Origin of the sequence: Pseudoxanthomonas sp., assembly GCF_035999195.1 — a bacterium.
Classification (GTDB): domain Bacteria; phylum Pseudomonadota; class Gammaproteobacteria; order Xanthomonadales; family Xanthomonadaceae; genus Pseudoxanthomonas_A.
This window is the reverse complement of sequence record NZ_DASYGY010000009.1, coordinates 935,520-956,573: the sequence shown is the minus strand read 5'-3', so window position 1 is coordinate 956,573 and position 21,054 is coordinate 935,520. Positions and strand designations below refer to the sequence as shown.

The following is a 21,054-nucleotide window of genomic DNA, read 5'->3' as shown; positions in this document are numbered from 1 at the left end:
TCCCGGGCAACGGAGCGGCGATGAGCGGCCGGCTCCTGCGGTCCGCCGCGGTCTTCAGCTCCATGACCTTCCTGTCCCGGCTCTCCGGGCTGGTCCGGGACCAGGTCTACGCCCATGTCTTCGGTGCCAGCGCGATGATGGACGCCTTCTTCGTGGCGTTCCGCATCCCGAACTTCATGCGGCGGCTGTCGGCCGAGGGCTCGTTCTCGATGGCCTTCGTCCCCGTGCTGGCCGAGTACAAGGCGACCCGCACGGCCGAAGAGGTCAAGGCGCTGGTCGACCGCGTCGCCGGCGCCCTGGCGGCGGCGCTGATGATACTGACCGCCATCGTGATCCTGCTGGCGGGTCCGATCGCCCGGCTGATCGCCCCCAGTTTCGATGCCGCGCAGACGGCGATGCTGACCGATCTGCTGCGGATCACCTTCCCCTACGCGCTGTTCATCTCACTGGCGTCGCTGGTCGGCGCAGTGCTCAACAGCTACCAGCGGTTCGCGGTCCCGGCCCTGTCGCCGATCCTGCTGAACGTGGCGATGATCTCGGCCGCACTGGCGGCGAAGGCGTGGTTCGGCAGCTCGGTGATGGTGCTGGGCTGGGGTGTCTTCATCGCCGGCCTGCTGCAGCTCGGATTCCAGCTGCCGTCCCTGTTCCGTATCGGCCTGCTGCCGCGGCCCAGGCTGGACCTGGCCCATGCCGGCGTGCGCAGGATCATGACGCTGATGGTGCCCACGCTGTTCGGCTCCTCGGTGGCCCAGGTCAATCTGCTGATGAACACCTGGGTGGCCACGCTGCTGATCAGCGGCAGCGTCAGCTGGCTGTACTACAGCGACCGGCTGCTGGAGTTCCCGCTGGGCATGTTCGGCGTCGCCATCGGCACGGTGATCCTGCCGCACCTGTCCAGCCGGCATGCCGAGACCGATCCCGAGGGCTATTCGAAGGGCCTGGACTGGGGCTTCCGCCTCTGCCTGCTGATCGGCCTGCCGGCCTGCGCCGGGTTGATCCTGTGCGCGCAGCCGTTGTTGTCCACCCTGTTCCAGTACGGCGAGTTCGCTGCCCTCGACGTGCGGATGGCGAGCTGGAGCCTGATGGCGCAGTCGGCGGCAGTCCCGGCGTTCCTGCTGGTCAAGGTACTGGCGCCGGCGTTCTACTCGCGGCAGGACACCCGCACCCCGGTGAGGGCGGCCGTGGTGTCGGTGCTGACGAATGCGCTGTGCCTGCTGCTGTTCTTCGCGCTGCTGCTGCATGGGACCGAGCCGGGCCGACAGGCGCTGCAAGCGTCGGGCGGCAACCCGATGCGCGCCCTGGGGCAGGTGCAGGGCGCGCACACGCTGCTGGCCCTCGCCATCGCGGTGGCGGGCTGGGTCAATGCGCTGCAACTGGCCTGGCTGCTGCGCAGGGCCGGCGTCTACCGCCGGCAGCCGGGCTGGGGACGCTTCCTGCGCCAGATCGTCGTGGCCACGCTGGCGATGACGCTGGTGGTGCTGGCCTTCCGCTTCGTCTGGGTCGACTGGACGTCGTGGGCCTGGTGGGAGCGCGGCTGGCGGCTGGCGGCCATGGTCGGCGCCGGCGGCGGGCTGTATGCCGGCCTGCTGTACCTGCAGGGCATCCGGCCGCGTGACCTGCGTGGGCATTGAGGACGGGCGGGGACGGCTATACTTCAAGGTCTTGCAACATCCCGGATCCGCCGGCTGGCGCATCCGTCCTGACAGGAATCCATGAGCAGGCTGTTCCGTGACGTCGATGGCGGGTCTCTGTGCCCGCACGGTAGCGTGGTCTGCATCGGCGCCTTCGATGGCCTCCATTCGGGCCACCGTGCGCTGGTGCGGCATGCCGTCGCCCGTGCCCGCGCGCGGGGCGTGCCGGCCGTGGTGGTGACGTTCGAGCCGCTGCCGCGCGAATTCTTCGCCCGGGACAATCCAGCGCCGCGCCTGACCCTGGCGCGCGCCAAGGTGGAAGGCCTGTTGGACCTCGGCGCCGACCATGTAGGCCTTCTGCGCTTCGATGCGAAGCTCTCCGCGATGTCCGCCGAGGACTTCGCCCGCACGTTGCTGGCGGGTCGCTTGAATGCCCGCGAAGTCTGGATCGGCCCCGAGTTCCGCTTCGGCCACCGTCGCGGTGGCGACCTCGCCCTGTTGCAGGTGATGGGGAACGAGCTGGGCTTCAGCGCCGGCGAGATCGAACCCGTCCACGCCCAGGGCGACCGCGTCTCCAGCACCCGCATCCGCGAAGCGCTCAAGGCCGGCGACTTCGCCACCGCCACGCGTCTGCTCGGTCGGCCGTATGCCATCGGCGGGCGCGTCGTGCGCGGCAAGCAGCTCGGCCGCACGCTCGGTTTCCCGACGGCCAACCTGCGCTTTCCGAAGACGCCGGCGTTGTCCGGCATCTATGCCACCTGGGTGCACGGCGTCGGCGACCGTCCGTGGCCGTCGGTGTCCAGCTTCGGCACGCGGCCGACGGTGGATGGCGTCGAGCCGCTGCTCGAAGCCCACCTGTTCGATTTCGCCGGCGACCTTTACGGGCGCCATATCGAAGTCGAATTCGTCGCCAAGCTGCGCGACGAACTGAAATTCCCCGATCTGCCCAGCCTCACCGTGCAGATGCACCGCGACGCGGACGACGCACGCGGGATCCTTTCCGAACACCAACGACGAGCGACGGCGTGAGCCAGGACTACAAAGCGACCCTCCATCTGCCCGCCACGGATTTCCCGATGCGCGGCGACCTGCCCAAGCGCGAGCCCGACACGCTGGACCGCTGGGAACGCCAGGGCCTGTACGCGCAGCTGCGCGAGAACGCCAAGGGGCGTCCGCTGTTCGTGCTGCACGACGGCCCGCCGTACGCCAACGGCGCGATCCACCTTGGCCACGCGGTCAACAAGATCCTCAAGGACATCATCGTCAAGTCGAAGTACCTGGCCGGCTTCGATGCGCCGTACATCCCCGGCTGGGATTGCCACGGCCTGCCGATCGAGATCGCCATCGAGAAGAAGTTCGGCAAGGTCGGCGCGAAGCTGGATGCGGTCGAGTTCCGGCAGAAGTGCCGCGAATATGCCGAGTCGCAGATCGACATCCAGCGCAAGGACTTCAAGCGCCTGGGCGTGATCGGCGACTGGGACAACCCGTACAAGACGCTCGATTTCCGCTTCGAGGCCAACGAGATCCGCGCGCTGGCCAAGATCGTCGCCAACGGCCATCTGACGCGCGGCGTGAAGCCGGTGCACTGGTGCTTCGACTGCGGCTCGGCGCTGGCCGAGGCGGAGATCGAATATGCCGACAAGGTGTCGCCGGCGGTGGACGTCGCCTATGCCGCGCGCGACGCGCAGGCGCTGGCGAAGGCGTTCGGTGTCGACGTACCCGTCGATGTCGAAGTGGCGCTGCCGATCTGGACCACCACGCCGTGGACGCTGCCGGCCTCACTGGCCATCTCGGTCGGTGCGGATCTCGAGTACGCGCTGGTCGAAGGCCCCGCGCACGACGGCAGGCGCCGCTGGCTGTTGCTGGCCGATGCGCTGGCCGCGCGCGCGCTGCAGCGCTACGGCGTCACCGACGTGGTCGTGCACGCCCGGGTGAAGGGTAGTGCGCTGGAAGGCGCGCTGTTCGCGCATCCGTTCTACGACACCCGCGATATTCCCGTGCTGCTCGGCGACCACGTGTCGGCCGAAGACGGTACCGGCGCCGTGCATACCGCGCCCGGCCACGGCCAGGAAGACTATGTCGTCAGCAAGCAGTACGGCCTGCTCGACAAGTACACCGCCGCGCAGCTCAACCCGGTCGATGGCCGCGGCGTGTATCTGCCGTCCACACCGGCGGCGCATGGCGTCGAACTGGCCGGACTGCACATCTGGAAGGCCAACGACACCCTCATCGACGTGCTCAAGCAGAGCGGCGCGCTGCTTGCCTTCAGCAAACTGGAGCACAGCTACCCGCACTGCTGGCGCCACAAGACACCCATCGCGTTCCGTGCCACGCCGCAGTGGTTCATCTCGATGGAACAGGCCCACCTGCGCGCCGATGCGCTGGAGGCGATCAAGCAGGTCGGCTGGTTCCCGCAGTGGGGCGAAGCCCGCATCGCCGGCATGGTCGATGGCCGTCCGGACTGGACCATCTCGCGCCAGCGCACCTGGGGCGTGCCGATCGCGCTGTTCGTGCACCGCGAAACCGGCGAGCCGCATCCGCGCAGCGTCGAGCTGATGCGCGCGGTCGCCGACCGCGTGGAGCAGGGCGGTGTCGACGTCTGGTACACGCTGGATGCGGCCGAACTGCTGGGCGAGGAAGCGAAGGACTACGACAAGATCACCGACATCCTCGATGTCTGGTTCGACTCCGGCGTGACGCACGAAGGCGTGCTGCTGGAGCGCGGCCTGGGCAAGCCGGCCGACCTCTACCTGGAAGGCTCGGACCAGCACCGCGGCTGGTTCCAGTCCTCGCTGCTGACCGGCGTGGCGATCGACAAGGTCGCGCCGTACAAGCAGTGCCTCACCCACGGGTTCACCGTGGACGAGCACGGCCGCAAGATGTCCAAGTCGCTGGGCAACGGCATCGAGCCGCAGGACATCATGAAGACCCTCGGCGCCGACATCCTGCGCCTGTGGATCGCCAGCGCCGATTACAGTAACGAAATGTCGCTGTCGCAGGAAATCCTGAAGCGCAACGCCGACGCCTACCGCCGGCTGCGCAACACCGCGCGCTTCCTGCTCAGCAACCTCAGCGGCTTCGATCCGTCGCGCGATCTGCTGGCGCCGGCGGACATGGTGGCGCTGGACCGCTGGATCGTGCATCGCGCGTTCGAGGTGCAGGAGAAGATCAAGGCCGCCTACGACCGTTACGACTTCGCCGAGATCGTGCAGGCGCTGCTGAACTTCTGCAGCGTCGACCTGGGCTCGCTGTACCTGGATGTCACCAAGGACCGCCTGTACACCATGCGCGAGGATTCGCGCGGTCGCCGCAGCGCGCAGAGCGCGATGTTCCACATCGCCGAGGCCTTCGTGCGCTGGATCGCACCGGTGCTCAGCTTCACCGCCGATGAAATGTGGGGTTATCTGCCGGGCGAGCGCACCGGCAACGTGCTGTTCGCCACCTGGTACGACGGCCTGGCGCCGCTGCCGGAAGGCGCGGCGCTGAACGCCGCCGACTTCGACCAGCTGCTGGCCCTGCGCGAGCAGGTGGCCAAGGTGCTGGAGCCGATGCGCGCCAACGGCCTGATCGGCGCCGCGCTGGAAGCGGAGATCACCGTGTCGGTGAATGCCCTGACCGCCGCCAAGTGGCAGCCGCTGGCCGAGGAGCTGCGTTTCTTCTTCATCAGTGGCGACGTCACCGTCAACGAAGTCAGCGCGGACGAGATCTTCGTGCTGGCGCAGCCGACCACCAAGAGCAAGTGCGTGCGTTGCTGGCATTACCGCGCCGATGTCGGCCAGCATGCCGCGCATCCCGAACTTTGCGGCCGTTGCGTCAGCAACATCGATGGCGCCGGCGAAGACCGGGTGTGGTTCTGATGGTCGCCAAGCCGAAACCGAATGCGCTGGTCTGGCTGCTGCTGTCGGTCGTCGTCATCGTGCTGGACCAGTGGTCGAAGGCGTGGGTGCTGGCCTCGCTGCCGGAGTACACCGCCATCCCGGTGATCGAGGGCTTCTGGAACTGGTACCGCACCTACAACACCGGCGCGGCCTTCAGCTTCCTGGCCGATGCCGGTGGCTGGCAGTTGTGGTTCTTCACCGTGCTGGCCGTGGGCATCAGTGGCCTGCTCGGCTTCTGGCTGTCGCGCACCGCACGCGGCGACTGGCGCCAGGCGCTGCCTTACGCGCTGGTGATCGGCGGCGCGCTGGGCAACGTCATCGACCGGCAGATCCACGGCCACGTGATCGACTTCATCCAGTGGCACTGGCGCGACCATTACTGGCCGGCGTTCAACATCGCCGACTGCGCGGTGGTGGGCGGCGCCATCGGCATCGCGTTGTTCGGGCTGTTCGAGGGCAAGAAGAAGGCTGGCTGACCCGACTGCTTCCCCGCGCGATCGTAGGGTGGGCCTTGGCCCACCGCTCGGTGACGCGTGAAGACGGTGGGCCGAGGCCCACCCTACGGCATCGCGGCGGTTCGCCCTCACCCTGTTCCCCTCTCCCGCAGGCGGGCGAGGGGCGTTGGCGCCAGGCGGGATCGGCACCGGCAACACGTTTAGCGTTTCATTTTCCTGCCTTCGGTACTATCGGATTCTATGGACGTCCTGCTCGCCAATCCCCGTGGTTTCTGTGCCGGCGTCGACCGCGCCATCGAGATCGTCAAGCGCGCCATCGAGACGCTGGGCGCGCCGATCTACGTGCGCCACGAGGTGGTGCACAACCGCTTCGTGGTGGACGACCTGAAGCAACGCGGCGCGGTATTCGTGGAAGAGCTGGACGAAGTGCCCGACGACGCCACCGTCATCTTCAGCGCGCACGGCGTGTCCAAGGCGGTGCGCCACGAAGCCGAGCGCCGCGGCCTGAAGGTGTTCGACGCCACCTGCCCGCTGGTCACCAAGGTGCACTTCGAAGTGGCGCGCCACTGCCGCGCCGGCCGCGACGTGGTGCTGATCGGTCACGCCGGCCATCCCGAGGTGGAAGGCACGATGGGGCAGTGGAGCCGCGAGGGTGGGGTGGGCAACATCTACCTGGTGGAAGACATCGACGGCGTCGCCACGCTGGACGTCAGCCAGCCCGACAACTTGTTCTACACCACCCAGACCACGCTGTCGGTGGACGACACGGTGGGCATCATCCAGGCGCTGCAGCAGCGCTTCCCGGCCATCCAGGGGCCGAAGAACGACGATATCTGCTACGCCACCCAGAACCGCCAGGATGCGGTGCGAGACCTCGCCAGGCAGTGCGACCTGGTGCTGGTGGTCGGCTCGCCCAACAGCTCCAACTCCAACCGCTTGCGCGAGCTGGCCGAGCGCGACGGCGTGGAGTCGTACCTGATCGACGGCGCGCACGAGATCGACCCGCTCTGGATCGAAGGCAAGCAGCGGGTCGGCGTCACCGCCGGCGCCTCCGCCCCCGATGTGCTGATCGACGGCGTCATCCAGCGCCTGCGTGACCTCGGCGCCGCCGGCGTCAGCGAACTCGACGGCGAACCCGAGAACATGGTGTTCGCGCTGCCGAAGGAACTGCGGCTGCAGCTGGTCAACTGAGTCGGGAACGCCCGCAAGCGGGCGCAGGCCACTCCGCCTTCTGTCCCTGGGAAGAACCCCGGCCTTGGCCGGGGTTCTTTTTGGTTCGGCCGGGAAAGTGAACGTCATTCGGCCGGCACGGAACGGGCGTCGTCCGTGTCACACGCTCCGGTCATCAAGGCAATTTTCCTCGACGCCAAGCCTCCGCGCCTCGACGACGCACCAACGTGGTTCGACGCCAAGGAAAAAAGCCTTGCGGTCGAAGCGAAAAGTGTCGGCGACAAGGCAAATTGCCTCGCCGTCATGGCTCAAAGCATCCCGATGCCGAGGCGAATTGCCTTGTCGTCTCACCTTTGAGGTTCGCTGCCAAGGCAATTTGCCTTGGCGCCGTCCCGAAATGCTTTGGCGCCGTCCCGGGAATGCCTTGGCGTCGAGGAAAAAAGCCTCGTCGCCTCACTTCAATGCCTTGCGTGCGCACCTTTTTGGGTCGATTTCTCACAGTAATGGCACGCAGGGCGGGGTTGGCGATGTCAGCGCAGGGCGTCAGAGAGCGCTTTCCACGCGGTGGCCTTCTCCGTCCACGCGCCGCACGGCCTCCACGACATCGAAGCTCCGCCTAACGACAGGAGCAACCCGTCGTCGCCCGGCCTCCATGGCGCGTTCGACATGCCGCGTGTGTCATGCCGTATCACGCCGTGCGACCACCGCCTGCCATCGTGTCCGCCATCGAATCGAGGGGGATGGCCGATGACCCGCATGCACCGGATTGCGTTGCGTATCTACTTGCCCACGCTGGCCTGCCTGTTGCTGGCGTTTGCGTCCACCTGGGTGTTGTCCGGTGCCACGCCGGCCCCTCAGGGAGGCGAGTTCTTCAATGCGCTGCGATGGCTGCCGCATGCGCTGACGGGCGTCGCGCTCGTGCTGGGTACCGTGGCCAGCCTGCGGTTGCGCCGCTGGGAGGCGGGTGACGCCTTGATCTGCGCCTGCGGCGGACTGCTGGGCGGCGAGCGCGACGGACGCTTCGGCAGGTATCGAACCTGCGTCGCGTGCGGCCGCCATCAGGTGGTGGACCGATAGGCAAACCAGCACGGATGGGACATCCGGGCGTGGGTGGCGTGTGGCGCGGAGAGAGGTCGCCCTCCCGGTGTGCGGCGCGTCGAGACCTTCGCGGTTCACGGTGTTCGCCGCCGTGCGCGAATGCGTCACGCGCTGATGCCGGGCAGACGCGGCGACCGGGATGGCCAATGAAGGAGAGCGTCACCTTGGCAGGCTGATCGACCAGGCGACGAAGGCCAGCCAGAGCGGCGCGATCAGCATCGCGCGTGTCGCCATGTCGCGGCCTGCCGTGTGTCGCGCCAGCGCGATCACCAGGGCGAAGACGGGAAGCAGGACGCCAAGCTCGATCAGCAGGTTCTTCCAGAGATAGTAGTTGGCGGGATCGAGCGCACCTGCACTGGGCAGTACGCCGATGGAGATCGATGTCTCGGCACCGAGTGGCCAGAACAGCGGTACGGTATGCGCGCCCACCAGCAGGTCGAGTACGGGGTGGGACAGGCTGGCGGTCAGCAAACCCGTTATCGAAATCCACGTTGCGGTGACTCTACGCATCGCCACACGGGCGACAACGGCGACGGCCAGCGCGAACACCATGCTGTGGGTGACGCGGGGTTTCGCGGCGTAGCCGAAGGCCCAGACGACGAAGTAATCGAAGTCGGCACAGATGGCGAGGATCACGCAGGGCACGAGTGCCCGCCGGCTGCGGGAATCACGCCAGCGGGCGCAGGACAGGAAAACGGTGATGCCGGCCGCTGCGTGGCCCATGATGGATGACATGCAGGGTTCCGGAGATCGTTCGCCGAGGTGGCATCCAGCGTCCGGTCTTTGCGTGCGTTGAGGGAGCGTCGGTGAGGTGGGGATGAAGCGCGTAGGTCCGCGGCAATGATTGCCGTAACGTAGGGCTTGGAAATGTCTACTGGACCCGGGGCGATTCACCTAATGATGCTGCTGCTTCTACAGGACCAACGCCTACGGTAGCTCAGGTCAATGCTATGGGGGTGTCAGTGCGTCACTCCGACGTATAGTGACATGTCTCCCCTTCAAGAGCCTTCCGCCGGTTACGGGGACCTTCTTCAGCTGGTTACTAGTTTTCTGGACAGGAGATAGGCATGACGTTCGTCAAAGTGTTCGGCGTGACAGTTGGCGCTTTGTGTCTTGCCTTTGGGATCGCCGCGATACTGGAAGGGGTGAACGGCGTGGGTCCGTGTAGGATTAGTTGCGCTTTCAACAGTGCGCTGCTGTCCTTAGTCGGGCAAGCTACCTATAGTGTTGTTTACGGCGCGGCTTGGGCGCTTTCCGGGCTTGCATTCATATGCTTCATACTTTTCCGGGTCGGCAAAACGCGAAGTTCAAAGCGAGGTAGGGGCCGGTGAGGCCACCGGCTTCCCAACGGCTTACCACCCCACCCCCCCACACCCCCACATTGACCCGCCCCCGCCCCAACCCCTAAAATCCGCGGCTCCGCCGGAATAGCTCAGTTGGTAGAGCGGCGCATTCGTAATGCGTAGGTCGTAGGTTCGATTCCTATTTCCGGCACCAGTCGTGACAAGGCCCCGCTCCGGCGGGGCTTTGTTTTTCCGAGTCTCGCCCGCGGAGACGGCGGGCCGATACAGTAGCCGCTCGCCGTCCCGACAGGTTCCCCGTGGCCAAGACCTCCGCCAAGTCCCGCACCGCCTACGTCTGCACCGAATGCGGCGCAGACCACAGCAAATGGCAGGGCCAGTGCGCCGACTGCGGCGCGTGGAATTCGCTCAGCGAGATCGTGCTGGAGACCGCCGCCGGTGCACCCGCTGCCGCGCGCCGTTCCGGCTGGGCCGGCAAGGCCGAGGCGCCGAAGATCACCGCGCTGAAGGACGTGCGCCACAGCGAAGAAGCGCGCGTGAGCACCGGCATCGGCGAGTTCGACCGCGTGCTGGGCGGCGGCCTGGTGGAAGGTGCCGTGGTGCTGGTCGGCGGCGATCCCGGCATCGGCAAGTCGACCCTGCTGCTGCAGGCCGTGGCCCGCATGTCGGCCCACTTGCCGGCGCTGTACGTGACCGGCGAGGAATCGCTGGCTCAGGTGGCCGGCCGTGCCGTGCGCCTGGACCTGCCGCTGGACAACCTGCAGGCACTGGCCGAGACCGGCATCGAGACCATCCTGCAGCACGCCTCGGTCGCGCGGCCCAAGCTGATCGTCGCCGACTCCGTGCAGACGCTGTGGACCGAATCGCTGACCGCCGCGCCTGGTTCGGTCAGCCAGGTGCGTGAGAGCGCCGCGCGGCTGGTGCGCTATGCCAAGGAGACCGGCACCGCCGTGTTCCTGGTCGGCCACGTCACCAAGGAAGGCGGCATCGCCGGCCCGCGCGTGCTGGAGCACATGGTCGACGCCGTGCTGTATTTCGAAGGCGAGAGCGGCAGCCGCTTCCGCGTGCTGCGCGCCTTCAAGAACCGCTTCGGCGCGGTCAACGAACTCGGCGTGTTCGCGATGGGCGAGAAGGGCCTGAAGGAAGTGCCCAACCCGTCGGCGATCTTCCTGTCCGGCAGCGCCCAGCAGCCCGGCAGCTGCGTGATGGTCACCCGCGAGGGCACGCGCCCGCTGCTGGTGGAAGTGCAGGCGCTGGTCGACAGCTCGCCCCTGTCCAATCCGCGCCGCGTGGCGGTGGGCCTGGAGCAGAACCGCCTGGCCATGCTGCTGGCTGTCCTGCACCGGCACGGCGGCGTGGTGGTGGGCGACCAGGACGTCTTCGTCAATGTGGTGGGCGGCATCCGCGTGCAGGAAACCGCCGCCGACCTGCCGGTGCTGCTGGCCGTGCTGTCCTCGCTGCGCGACCGCCCGCTGGCCGAGAAGACCGTCGCCTTCGGCGAAGTGGGGCTGTCGGGCGAGATCCGCCCCGTGCCCAACGGCGAGGAACGCCTGCGCGAAGCGGCCACGCACGGCTTCAAGCGCGCCATCGTGCCCAAGGGCAACGCGCCGAAGTCGGGTACGTTCAAGGGTCTTGAGGTCATCGCGGTAGAGCGGCTGTCGCAGGCGCTGGAAGCGGCAGCGGAGTAGGGCGCCATGCGTCTGCTGTAGGAGCGACGTGAGTCGCGACCACAAGATCGGTTCGTCATGAAAAGCCGGCGCAAGCGCAGGCCGTGCGGTCGCGACTCACGTCGCTCCTACAGGGGCAAAGATCTACGCCCGCCTCAACACCATTTCATACACGAACTTGCTGCCGAAGAACGCCAGCAGCAACAGCGCCATCGCGGTAAGCGTCCAGTGCACGGCCTTGGCGCCGCGCCAGCCGTAGCGCCAGCGCCCGACCAGCAGGCCGCCGAAGACCAGCCACGACATCACGCTGAGCACCGTCTTGTGGCTGAGCTTCTGGGCGAGGAAGTTCTCGACGAACAGCACGCCGGTCAGCAACGTGGCGCTCAACAGGATGAAGCCGACGGTGATGGTGCGGAACAGCAGGTCTTCCAGCTCGGTCAATGGCGGCAGTGCGCGCAGCCAGAGATGGAATTCGCGCCGGCGCAGGGCGCGTTCCTGCGCCCACAGCATCACCGCCAGCAGCGCGGCGATCGCCAGCGCGGCGTAGGCCAGCAGCGCCAGCCAGGCATGCAACTGGAGGCGCCAATCCAATCCGCTGGAGGCCTGGTGACCGTAGACGTGGTAAGCCGCGAGCAGGACGGCGGCCAGCGGGAACGCCACCACGCCCAGTGCGGCCATCCGGCCCTGGATGGCCACCAGCAGCGTCATCGCCGCCATGCCCAGCGCCACCAGCGAGAGCGCGGCGAAGAAATGCATGTCCGGACCGCCGGGGGTCCGCCAGGCCACCAGCAGGTGGTAGGCGCCGTGCAGCACCACGGCGCCCAGTGCAGGCCACACCCAGGGCCGCGAGGCCTCGCCGGTGTCGCGGGCCACGGAGCGGACCAGCAGGCCGGCGGCGAGCAGATACAGCGCAACGGCGATGAGAATGACTGTCATCGGGGAAGTGTCGCACAGCGGGCGTCGCCGGCGCAGGGGCGAAGGCGGCCCACGCTGCGCGGGGAGGAGACGGGGAGCCGGACCGCTATAATCGCCCTCCGTTTTCCCCTGGCGTGCCCGCTTCCATGTTCGAATCCCTGACCCAGCGACTCTCCGGCACCATCGAGCGCCTGCGCGGCCGCGGCCGCCTGAGCGAGGAGAACATCCGCGAGGCCACCCGCGAAGTGCGCATCGCCCTGCTGGAGGCCGACGTGGCCCTGCCGGTGGTGCAGGCGCTGATCGAGCGCATCAAGGTGCGCGCCGTGGGCCAGGAAGTGCTGAAGTCGCTGACCCCCGGCCAGGCGCTGATCAAGGTGGTCCGCGACGAACTGACCGCGGTGATGGGCTCGCAGGCCAGCGACCTGAACCTCAACGTGCCCGCGCCCGCCGTGATCCTGATGGCCGGCCTGCAGGGCGCCGGCAAGACCACCACGGTCGGCAAGCTGGCCAAGCACCTGCGCGAGAAGCGCAAGAAGAAGGTGATGGTGGTCAGCGCCGACGTCTACCGTCCGGCCGCGATCGAGCAGCTGAAGACGCTGGCCCAGCAGGTGGACGTGCTGTTCTTCCCGTCCGACGCGGGGCAGAAGCCGGAAGCCATCGTCCGTGCCGCCATCGACGATGCGAAGAAGTCCTTCGTCGACGTGCTGTTGGTCGATACCGCCGGCCGCCTGGCGATCGACGAGGCCATGATGGCCGAGATCAAGGCGCTGCACGCCGCGGTCAAGCCGGTGGAGACGCTGTTCGTCGTCGACGCGATGACCGGCCAGGACGCGGCCAACACCGCCAAGGCCTTCAGCGAAGCGCTGCCGCTGACCGGCGTGGTGCTGACCAAGACCGACGGCGATGCGCGCGGCGGCGCGGCGCTGTCGGTGCGTTACATCACCGGCAAGCCGATCAAGTTCATCGGCGTGGGCGAGAAGCCCGACGGCCTGGACGTGTTCCACCCCGAGCGCGTGGCCGCGCGCATCCTCGACATGGGCGACGTGCTGTCGCTGGTCGAGCAGGTCGAGCAGAACGTCGATCGCGAGAAGGCCGAGAAGCTCGCCGCCAAGGTCATCAAGGGCAAGAAGTTCGACCTCAACGACATGCGCGACCAGCTGGAGCAGATGCAGAACATGGGCGGCATCGGCGGCCTGATGGACAAGCTGCCGGGCATGGGCCAGATCCCCGAGCACGTGAAGCAGCAGGTGCAGCAGGGCAAGGAAGTGCCCCGCATGATCGCCATCATCAATTCGATGACGAAGAAGGAGCGCCGCAACCCGGCGCTGCTGAACGGCTCGCGCCGCGCCCGCATCGCCAAGGGCGCGGGCCTGACGCCGGCCGACGTCAACAAGCTGATGAAGCAGTACCAGCAGATGGAAAAGATGATGGGCAAGCTGGCCGGCGGCGGCATGAAGGGCATGATGCGCAACATGAAGAGCATGATGGGCGGCCGTGGCGGCATGCCGTTCCGGTGAGGCTTTGTTTTTCTGTAGGAGCGACGTGAGTCGCGACCTTACACCTGCAGAGTTCAAGGCGCGTTCGTTGTCGCGGTCGCGACTCACGTCGCTCCTACAGTGGCCTCAGGAGTCGCCCGCATGACCTCCGCGTTCCTCAACGGACGTCCCGCCACCGCCGACGACCTGCGCGCGCTCGCGCTGGCCAACTACGGCCACTTCACCTCGATGCAGGTGCGCGATGGCGCCGTGCAGGGGCGGGCATTGCACATGCGACGCCTGGAGGACGCCACGTTCGCGTTGTTCGGCGCGCGGTTGGATGGCGCCGATGCGCTGCAGCAGGCCGCACGCGCATTGCACGGGGCGGGTCATGGCGATGCCTCCGTGCGCATCACCGTGTTCTCGACCCGATTCGATTACCGCGATCCCGCGCGCGGCATCGTGCCGGATGTGCTGGTGACCCTGTCGCCAGCCGCGTCGGCGGACAAGCCGGCGCTGCGGGTGAAGTCGTACCCGTTCGTCCGCCCGCTGCCGCAGTACAAGCACGTGGGTACGTTCCCGCTGTTCCACTACCGTCGGCAGGCGGTGGCGGACGGCTATGACGACGCGCTGTTCGTCGATCCCGCGGGGCACATCGTCGAGGGGTCGATCTGGAATCTGGGCCTGTGGGACGGGCAGTCCGTGGTGTGGCCGGAAGGGCCGGCCCTGAGGGGAACGGCCGAGCGACTGCTGCAGGCTGGCCTGGAGCAGGCATGCATTCCGCAGCGCGCCGCGCCGGTGGCGCTTTCGGACCTGGGCGCCTTCCGGGCCGGATTTGCCTGCAATGCCAGTGGGTTGCAGCCGATCGTGGCGGTGGATGCGGTCGCATGGGGTACTGATACCGCCCTCATGGCCCGCCTGAAGGCGGCGCTGGACGCCATGCGGTGGGAGCCGCTGGCCCGACCTCCCGCCTGATGGACATGGCGGGGTTTTCCTGACCGATTCAATGGCTTAGAATAGCCGGCTTACCTCGCCATTCTGGCGACTGGGCAACACTGGAAAACACCATGGTCAAGATCCGTCTCACCCGCGGCGGCGCGAAGAAGCGCCCCTTCTACCACATCATCGTCACCGACTCGCGCAGCGCGCGTGACGGCCGCAACATCGAGCGCGTGGGGTTCTACAACCCGGTCGCCGCCGGTGCCGAGAAGCGCGTCGAGCTCAACATTGCCCGTGTCGACCATTGGGTCGGCAACGGTGCCCAGCTGACCGAGAAGGTCCGCAACCTGTACAAGGAAGTGAAGGCCGCTCCCGCGGCCTGATGGCTCCGGCCGCGCGTACTGCGCGGCCTACCGTACCCATGAACACCGAGCGCCCACCGACCCCGCAGAAAATGGTTCTGCTGGGAAGGCTTCTGGGCGCTTTTGGTGTGCGCGGCCAGATCAAGATCGAATCCTGGACCGAGCCGCGCGACGCCATTTTCCGCTACCAGCCCTGGACGCTGCGCGATGCCGCGGGTGTCGAACGGACCCTGAGCGATGCGCGCGGCAAGGCCTCCGGCAAGCACTTGGTGGCGACATTGCCGGGGGTGGAGGACCGCGATCAGGTGGAGGCGATGCACGGGCAGGAAATCCTCGTTCCGCGCTCCGCGTTGCCTCCGCCGAGTGCCGGCGAGTTCTACTGGGTCGACCTGGAAGGGATGCGCGTGCTCAATGCCGACGGCACCGACTTCGGCACCGTCTCGCACCTGTTCTCCACTGGCGCCAACGACGTGCTCGTCGCGCGTGGCGACCGGGAGCGGCTGATCCCGTTCGTGGAACCCGACTATGTGCGCTCGGTGGATTTCGAGGCGGGCGTGGTGACGGTGGACTGGGATCCGGAATTCTAGGAGTGAGTGGAGAGGAGTGAATAGTGAGTGGGGGCGCTGCCGTCTTTGCCGTGCCTTGCTGTCATCGTTCCGCGTCGCCTTCCTCCGTGCGCTGTACCCGCTTCCGCTCACTCCTCACTCCTCTTCACTCACTTCTCGCCTCCCCCATGCGCATCGACGTCATGACCCTGTTCCCCGAGTTCATCGCCCAGGCTGCCGCCGTGGGCGTGGTCGGGCGTGCGCAGGAGCGGGGATTGCTGTCGCTGCATGGCTGGAATCCGCGTGACTACGCCAGCGGCGGCTACCGGCGGGTCGACGACCGTCCGTTCGGCGGCGGCCCGGGCATGGTGATGATGATCGAGCCGTTGCAGGCCTGCCTGTCGGCGGTTCGCGCCGCCGATGCGGCGCCGGCCCCGCTGATCTACCTGAGTCCGCAGGGGACGCCGCTGACGCAGAGAAAGGCCCGTGAACTCGCCGCGCTGCCGCGCATGATCCTGCTGTGCGGCCGCTACGAGGGTGTGGACGAGCGTTTTCTCCAGGCCGAAGTCGACGAGGAAATCTCCATCGGCGACTACGTCCTGTCCGGTGGCGAACTGGCCGCGGCCGTCCTCATCGATGCCGTCGGCCGGCTGCAGGACGGTGCGCTGAACGATGCCGATTCGGCGGTGCAGGACAGTTTCGAGGGCGATGGCCTGCTCGATTGTCCCCACTTCACCCACCCGTCCACGCATGCGTTGGGCGAGGTCCCGGCGGTGCTGCGCTCAGGCGACCACGCCGCCATTGCCCGCTGGCGCCGGCAGCAGGCTCTCGGCCGGACCTGGCTGCGCCGCCCCGATCTGCTGGACGAGGCGGCCCTGTCCAAGGCGGACAAGGCCCTGCTGGACGCCTTCCGGGCCGGTCTGGCGGCGGACGGGGCGGCAGGGTAGCCAGTCCGGGCCGGAATCCGTTAGAATACGCGACCCTTGGGCGGTTCTCGCCCGGGATCCCATAAGAATATCGTGCAGCGCAATCCGGCGACTGCATCAGTTTCCGCTGTCGCAAGACACGATCACGCATACAAGCATTGGTGCCAACATGAGCAAGCTCCTCCAGGAATTCGAAGCCTCCCAGATCACGCGCGAGCTGCCCGCGTTCGGCCCCGGTGACACGGTCGTCGTCAACGTGAAGGTCAAGGAAGGCAACCGCGAGCGCGTGCAGGCGTACGAAGGCGTGGTCATCGCCAAGAAGAACGCCGGCCTGAACTCCGCCTTCACCGTCCGCAAGATCTCGCACGGTTACGGCGTCGAGCGCGTCTTCCAGACCCACAGCGCCTCCATCGACTCGGTCGAAGTGAAGCGCCGCGGCAAGGTCCGCGCCGGCAAGCTGTACTACCTGCGCGAGCTGGAAGGCAAGGCTGCCCGCATCAAGGAAGACCTGGCCGCGAACGCCGCCGCCAAGGTGGCCCGCCAGGCCGCTGCCGCCGCTGCCGCCGCCGAGTAATTCCGGCCCACGCGCGTCGCACGGACGGCCACCCCCCGGGTGGCCGTTCGCGTTTCCGGCGGGCGCGTTTCGGTGCAGACTGGCGCCAACCGCGATGGAGAAGAGAGCGCCATGCGTCCGACGCGAATCCCGTCGCTGCGGCCTGCATGCGCGAGCGGGCCGATGGCGTCAACGTCCGTACACAGCCGCGCCTTCGCCTGGCGTGCGTGCGGACGAAGCCCGTGCCGGCGCGCCCCGGCACAGGACCGAGCTTCCCTGTCCCGTCGTTCCGACACGCCCGCCCTGAAACGACTGTTCCCGTATTCCGATGACTGAATCCGCCGATGCGTCCGTCCGCCTGGATCTGTGGCTGTGGGCGGCGCGCTTCTTCAAGACACGCAGCCTGGCCAAGCAGGCCATCGAGACCGGCAAGGTCGACGCGGGCGGACAGCGGGCCAAGTCGTCGCGCGCCGTGCGCGTCGGCGACACGCTGGTGGTGACGCGGGGCCACGACGTGTTCGAGATCGAGGTGCGCGCGCTCAGCGACAAGCGCGGTCCGGCGGCGGTGGCGCAGCAGCTGTATGTGGAGCCGGAAGCGGCGAGGGCGCGCCGCCTGGCGGCGCTCGCGGCACGGCAGGCCGAGCGTGCCGGTTACCAGGCGCCGCAGTCGCGCCCGGACAAACGGGCGCGTCGCCTGATCCGCGCGCTGGGCGATATCGACGCGATGTAGCGCGATGCAGCGTCGCCTGCACGGGAAAGGGCGCCGAGGGCGCCCTTCTTCATTGCCGCGTCGATGCGCAGGGCGGGATCAGCGTCCGCCGCCGAACATGCCGCTGCCGATCTTGAGGATATCGCCCAGGCCCAGCTGGCCGTCGCCATCCTGGTCCAGCACCGCGCCGAGCAGCCCACCGCCCACGCCGCCCTGCTGCTGTACCTGGCGCTGTTCCTGCCCCAGCACCTCGGCCAGGCCGAGCGGCGTGTTCTGCGCGCTGCCCTGGCTCATGCGCTGGGCGAGAAAGGCCAGCACGATCGGCGCCAGGATCTTCAACAACTGGCCGGCGCGTTCGCCGCCCAGGCCGGTCGCCTGGCCCAGACCCAGCTCGGCGCGGTTCTGCTGACCGCCGAAGACGTGGCCGAGGATGCCGGCGCCGTTGGCCTGCGGCGACGACGCGCCCCCGAGGACCGCGCCCAGCACGCTGCCGAGGTCCAGCCCGTTGTGATTGCGCTGCAGGGCGCCGAACAGGGCTTCGGCCCCCTGCGGTTGCGCGGCGTTGCGGCCCAGCGCGCCCAGCAGCAGCGGCAGCGCGGCGCCGATGGCACTGGAGGCCTGCATCTGGCCGATCCCGAGCTGCTGCGACACCTGCTGCAAGGGCGCGCCCTGCAATTGCGCGAACAGGTCTTCGGCGAGGGAAGAGGTGGTCATGGCGTGTTCGTCCTCCTGGACGCGTGGGAAATCGGCGCTCCATGCTAGCGCCGATCCCCGCATTCTCCGACTCACAATAAGCCGGACCGACCGGCGGAAACGACCGCGCCGCATGCCGGAGACCGGTCATGCGGCGCGAGGCCGACCATGCCGTCAACGCAGGTCGAAACGGTCCAGCTCCATCACCTTGGTCCAGGCCGCGACGAAATCGCCGACGAACTTCGCCTGGCCATCCTGGCTTCCATAGACCTCGGCCAGTGCACGCAGCACCGAGTTGGAGCCGAACACCAGGTCGACCCGCGTGCCGGTCCACTTCACCGCGCCGGTCGTGCGGTCGCGGCCCTCGTAGCGGTTGGCACCGGTCGCTTTCCATTCCGTGCGCATGTCGAGCAGGTTGACGAAGAAGTCGTTGCTCAGCGTGCCGGGCTTGTCGGTCAACACGCCATGCGCGCCACCATCGGCGTTGGCGCCCAGCACGCGCAGGCCACCGACCAGCACGGTCATTTCGGGTGCGGTGAGCGTCAGCAACTGCGCGCGGTCCACCAGCAGGTGTTCGGCAGGTACGGCGGAGTGGCCCTTGAGGTAATTGCGGAAGCCGTCGGCGAACGGTTCCAGCACGGCGAACGACTCCACGTCGGTCTGGTCGGCGCGCGCATCGGTACGGCCCGGACGGAATGGTACGGTGAGGTCATGGCCGCCGGCCTTCGCGGCCTGTTCGATGCCGACGCCGCCGGCCAGCACGATCAGATCGGCCAGCGAGACCTTCTTGCCGCCGGCTGCGTCCAGGTTGAACTCCATCTGGATGCGCTCCAGCGCCTTCAGCACCTTCGCCAGCTGCTCGGGCCGGTTGACCGCCCAGTCCTTCTGCGGGGCGAGGCGGATGCGCGCGCCATTGGCGCCACCGCGCTTGTCGCCGCCGCGGAAGGTGGAGGCCGACGCCCACGCGGTGGAGACCAGTTCCGCCACCGACAGGCCCGACGCGGCGATCTTCTGCTTCAGCGCGTCGATGTCGCCGGCCTCTATCTGCGCGTAGTCCGCTTTCGGCAGCGGGTCCTGCCAGATCAGTTCTTCCTTCGGCACTTCCGGGCCCAGGTAGCGCGCGCGCGGACCCATGTCGCGGTGGGTCAGCTTGAACCAGGCGCGAGCGAAGGCTTCCGCGAATGCCTGCGGATTCTCGAGGAAGCGCTTGGAGATCGGGCCGTAGATCGGGTCGAAGCGCAGCGACAGGTCGGTGGTCAGCATCTTGGGGCGCTGCTTCCTGGTCTTGTCGTGCGCGTGCGGCACGTCCTCGGGCGCGTCCTTGGCGACCCACTGGTGCGCGCCGGCCGGCGACTTCTCCAGCTCCCACTCGAAGCCGAACAGGTTCTCGAAGAACTTGTTGCTCCACAGTGTCGGCGTCTGCGTCCAGGTGACCTCGATGCCCGAGGTGATGGTGTCGCCCCCCTTGCCGCTGCCGAACGTGTTGTGCCAGCCGAAGCCCTGCGCCTCCAGTTCGTCGGCTTCCGGCTCGGCACCGACGTGGTCGGCCGGGCCTGCGCCGTGCGTCTTGCCGAAGGTGTGGCCGCCGGCGATCAGCGCGACGGTTTCCTCGTCGTCCATCGCCATGCGGGCGAAGGTGTCGCGGATATCGTGCGCGGCCAGCAGCGGATCCGGGTTGCCGTCCGGACCTTCCGGATTCACGTAGATCAGGCCCATCTGCACGGCGGCCAGCGGATTCTCCAGCCGGCGCGAATGCACGTCGCCGTCGGCGTTGTCGTCGGAGACCAGCACGCCCGCGTCGCCCGGCTTCTCGACGCCCTCCGAGCCATGCGCATAGCGGATATCGCCGCCCAGCCACGTGGTTTCGCGGCCCCAGTACACATCCTGGTCCGGTTCCCATGTGTCTTCGCGTCCGCCACCAAAGCCGAACGTGCGGAAGCCCATCGTCTCCAGCGCCACGTTGCCGGTGAGGATCATCAGGTCCGCCCAGGAAATGGACTGGCCGTACTTCTGCTTGATCGGCCACAGCAGGCGGCGCGCCTTGTCCAGGCTGACGTTGTCCGGCCAGCTGTTGAGCGGCGCGAAACGCTGCTGTCCCCGACCGCCGCCGCCGCGGCCGTCCTGGATGCGGTAGGTGCCCGCGCTGTGCCACGCCATGCGGATGAACAGGCCGCCGTAGTGGCCGAAGTCGGCGGGCCACCAGTCCTGCGAGTCGGTCATCAGGTCGCGCAGGTCCTTCTTCAGCGCGTGGTAGTCCAGCTTGTTGAAGGCCTCGGCATAGTTGAAGTCGGGCGCCAGCGGATTCGAGCGCGAGGAGTGCTGGTTCAGCAGGTCGACGCGCAACTGGTTGGGCCACCAGTCGCGGTTGCCGGTACCGCCGCCGGCGGTCTGGTGGAACGGGCACTTCGATTCGGTGGTCATGGGCAGGTTTCCTTTGGCGGTCGGTGGTGGAGCAGAGGAAGGATCGAACGAATGGCGGGCAGCACGCAGCGCAACGCGACGTCAGTCGCGAGCGGGTGTCGGACAGGAAGGCGGGGGCCGGCGAAGGTACGGTGAAGGCACTGGCATGGCTCACGTCCTTGCAGGGCGTTGGCGGATGGCGACCAGACTAGGCAGTGCGAACGATCAATGAAAATCGTTTGTCGTGAAGGGTCCGATAGCGGTCTTCAATGGTGCGTCGCGCCATCAGGACCCGCCTGCAGCGTGCGCCACGATACTCCGCGCAGGTTACGCAGAT

Annotated in this window: 19 protein-coding genes and 1 tRNA gene; 16 read left to right on the top strand and 4 right to left on the bottom strand. The window is 67.7% G+C overall.

Features of this window, described 5'->3' with window-relative positions; all coding sequences use genetic code 11:
* Positions 1-20: 20 nt before the first annotated feature.
* The 7 genes from murJ (at position 21) to VGN58_RS11520 (ending at position 8,211) form a co-directional block, all read left to right on the top strand.
* Positions 21-1,631: a murein biosynthesis integral membrane protein MurJ gene (gene murJ / locus VGN58_RS11550; RefSeq protein ID WP_327483370.1), complete on the top strand. Its 1,611-nt coding sequence runs from the start codon at positions 21-23 to the stop codon at positions 1,629-1,631.
* Positions 1,632-1,712: 81 nt separating this feature from the next.
* Positions 1,713-2,660 (top strand): bifunctional riboflavin kinase/FAD synthetase, encoded by a 948-nt coding sequence (locus tag VGN58_RS11545; protein WP_327483369.1) that lies wholly within the window; start codon positions 1,713-1,715, stop codon positions 2,658-2,660.
* Complete coding sequence (ileS, locus tag VGN58_RS11540; RefSeq protein WP_327483368.1) at positions 2,657-5,488, top strand: isoleucine--tRNA ligase; 2,832 nt, start codon at positions 2,657-2,659, stop codon at positions 5,486-5,488. The genes VGN58_RS11545 and ileS overlap by 4 nt, the downstream gene beginning before the upstream one ends.
* Positions 5,488-5,985 (top strand): signal peptidase II, encoded by a 498-nt coding sequence (lspA, locus tag VGN58_RS11535; RefSeq protein ID WP_327483367.1) that lies wholly within the window; start codon positions 5,488-5,490, stop codon positions 5,983-5,985. The genes ileS and lspA overlap by 1 nt, the downstream gene beginning before the upstream one ends.
* A gap of 219 nt (positions 5,986-6,204) precedes the next feature.
* On the top strand, positions 6,205-7,155 hold the full coding sequence (ispH, locus tag VGN58_RS11530) for a 4-hydroxy-3-methylbut-2-enyl diphosphate reductase (protein ID WP_327483366.1): 951 nt from the start codon (positions 6,205-6,207) through the stop codon (positions 7,153-7,155).
* 135 nt (positions 7,156-7,290) lie between these two features.
* Positions 7,291-7,491: a hypothetical protein gene (locus VGN58_RS11525; RefSeq protein ID WP_327483365.1), complete on the top strand. Its 201-nt coding sequence runs from the start codon at positions 7,291-7,293 to the stop codon at positions 7,489-7,491.
* A 390-nt stretch (positions 7,492-7,881) separates the two neighbouring features.
* A complete protein-coding gene (locus VGN58_RS11520) occupies positions 7,882-8,211 on the top strand; it encodes a hypothetical protein (protein WP_327483364.1) in 330 nt (109 codons plus the stop codon).
* Positions 8,212-8,391: 180 nt separating this feature from the next.
* On the opposite strand, the gene VGN58_RS11515 is transcribed toward VGN58_RS11520, so the two are convergent.
* Entirely contained in the window at positions 8,392-8,967 is a 576-nt protein-coding gene (locus tag VGN58_RS11515) for a metal-dependent hydrolase (RefSeq protein WP_327483363.1), read from the bottom strand.
* Positions 8,968-9,653: 686 nt separating this feature from the next.
* On the opposite strand from VGN58_RS11515, the gene VGN58_RS11510 reads away from it, so the two are divergent.
* Positions 9,654-9,729, top strand: a tRNA-Thr gene (locus tag VGN58_RS11510).
* A 103-nt stretch (positions 9,730-9,832) separates the two neighbouring features.
* Positions 9,833-11,221 carry a DNA repair protein RadA gene (gene radA, locus VGN58_RS11505; protein ID WP_327483362.1) on the top strand — a complete coding sequence of 463 codons (1,389 nt, stop codon included), beginning with the start codon at positions 9,833-9,835 and terminating at the stop codon, positions 11,219-11,221.
* Between the two features lie 123 nt (positions 11,222-11,344).
* On the opposite strand, the gene VGN58_RS11500 is transcribed toward radA, so the two are convergent.
* Positions 11,345-12,136: a cytochrome C assembly family protein gene (locus VGN58_RS11500; RefSeq protein ID WP_327483361.1), complete on the bottom strand. Its 792-nt coding sequence runs from the start codon at positions 12,134-12,136 to the stop codon at positions 11,345-11,347.
* Positions 12,137-12,261: 125 nt separating this feature from the next.
* Here VGN58_RS11500 and ffh point away from each other — a divergent pair, with 125 nt between their 5' ends.
* The 7 genes from ffh to VGN58_RS11465 all read left to right on the top strand — a co-directional run bounded on the left by ffh (position 12,262) and on the right by VGN58_RS11465 (position 17,645).
* Positions 12,262-13,632: a signal recognition particle protein gene (ffh, locus tag VGN58_RS11495; RefSeq protein WP_327483360.1), complete on the top strand. Its 1,371-nt coding sequence runs from the start codon at positions 12,262-12,264 to the stop codon at positions 13,630-13,632.
* A gap of 120 nt (positions 13,633-13,752) precedes the next feature.
* Positions 13,753-14,565, top strand: coding sequence for an aminotransferase class IV family protein (locus tag VGN58_RS11490; protein WP_327483359.1), 813 nt, complete (start codon positions 13,753-13,755; stop codon positions 14,563-14,565).
* Between the two features lie 92 nt (positions 14,566-14,657).
* Positions 14,658-14,912 (top strand): 30S ribosomal protein S16, encoded by a 255-nt coding sequence (gene rpsP, locus VGN58_RS11485; protein ID WP_062353216.1) that lies wholly within the window; start codon positions 14,658-14,660, stop codon positions 14,910-14,912.
* Between the two features lie 38 nt (positions 14,913-14,950).
* A complete protein-coding gene (gene rimM, locus VGN58_RS11480; RefSeq protein WP_327483358.1) occupies positions 14,951-15,478 on the top strand; it encodes a ribosome maturation factor RimM in 528 nt (175 codons plus the stop codon).
* A 146-nt stretch (positions 15,479-15,624) separates the two neighbouring features.
* Entirely contained in the window at positions 15,625-16,383 is a 759-nt protein-coding gene (gene trmD, locus VGN58_RS11475) for a tRNA (guanosine(37)-N1)-methyltransferase TrmD (RefSeq protein ID WP_327483357.1), read from the top strand.
* A 148-nt stretch (positions 16,384-16,531) separates the two neighbouring features.
* Entirely contained in the window at positions 16,532-16,936 is a 405-nt protein-coding gene (gene rplS / locus VGN58_RS11470) for a 50S ribosomal protein L19 (RefSeq protein WP_241045774.1), read from the top strand.
* Between the two features lie 307 nt (positions 16,937-17,243).
* Positions 17,244-17,645, top strand: coding sequence for an RNA-binding S4 domain-containing protein (locus tag VGN58_RS11465; RefSeq protein WP_327483356.1), 402 nt, complete (start codon positions 17,244-17,246; stop codon positions 17,643-17,645).
* A gap of 78 nt (positions 17,646-17,723) precedes the next feature.
* Here the strand turns inward: VGN58_RS11465 and VGN58_RS11460 are convergent, their stop codons facing one another.
* Both VGN58_RS11460 and katG read right to left on the bottom strand, forming a co-directional pair.
* Positions 17,724-18,338: a DUF937 domain-containing protein gene (locus VGN58_RS11460; protein ID WP_327483355.1), complete on the bottom strand. Its 615-nt coding sequence runs from the start codon at positions 18,336-18,338 to the stop codon at positions 17,724-17,726.
* Between the two features lie 153 nt (positions 18,339-18,491).
* Complete coding sequence (katG, locus tag VGN58_RS11455) at positions 18,492-20,738, bottom strand: catalase/peroxidase HPI (RefSeq protein ID WP_327483354.1); 2,247 nt, start codon at positions 20,736-20,738, stop codon at positions 18,492-18,494.
* Between the last annotated feature and the right edge of the window lie 316 nt (positions 20,739-21,054).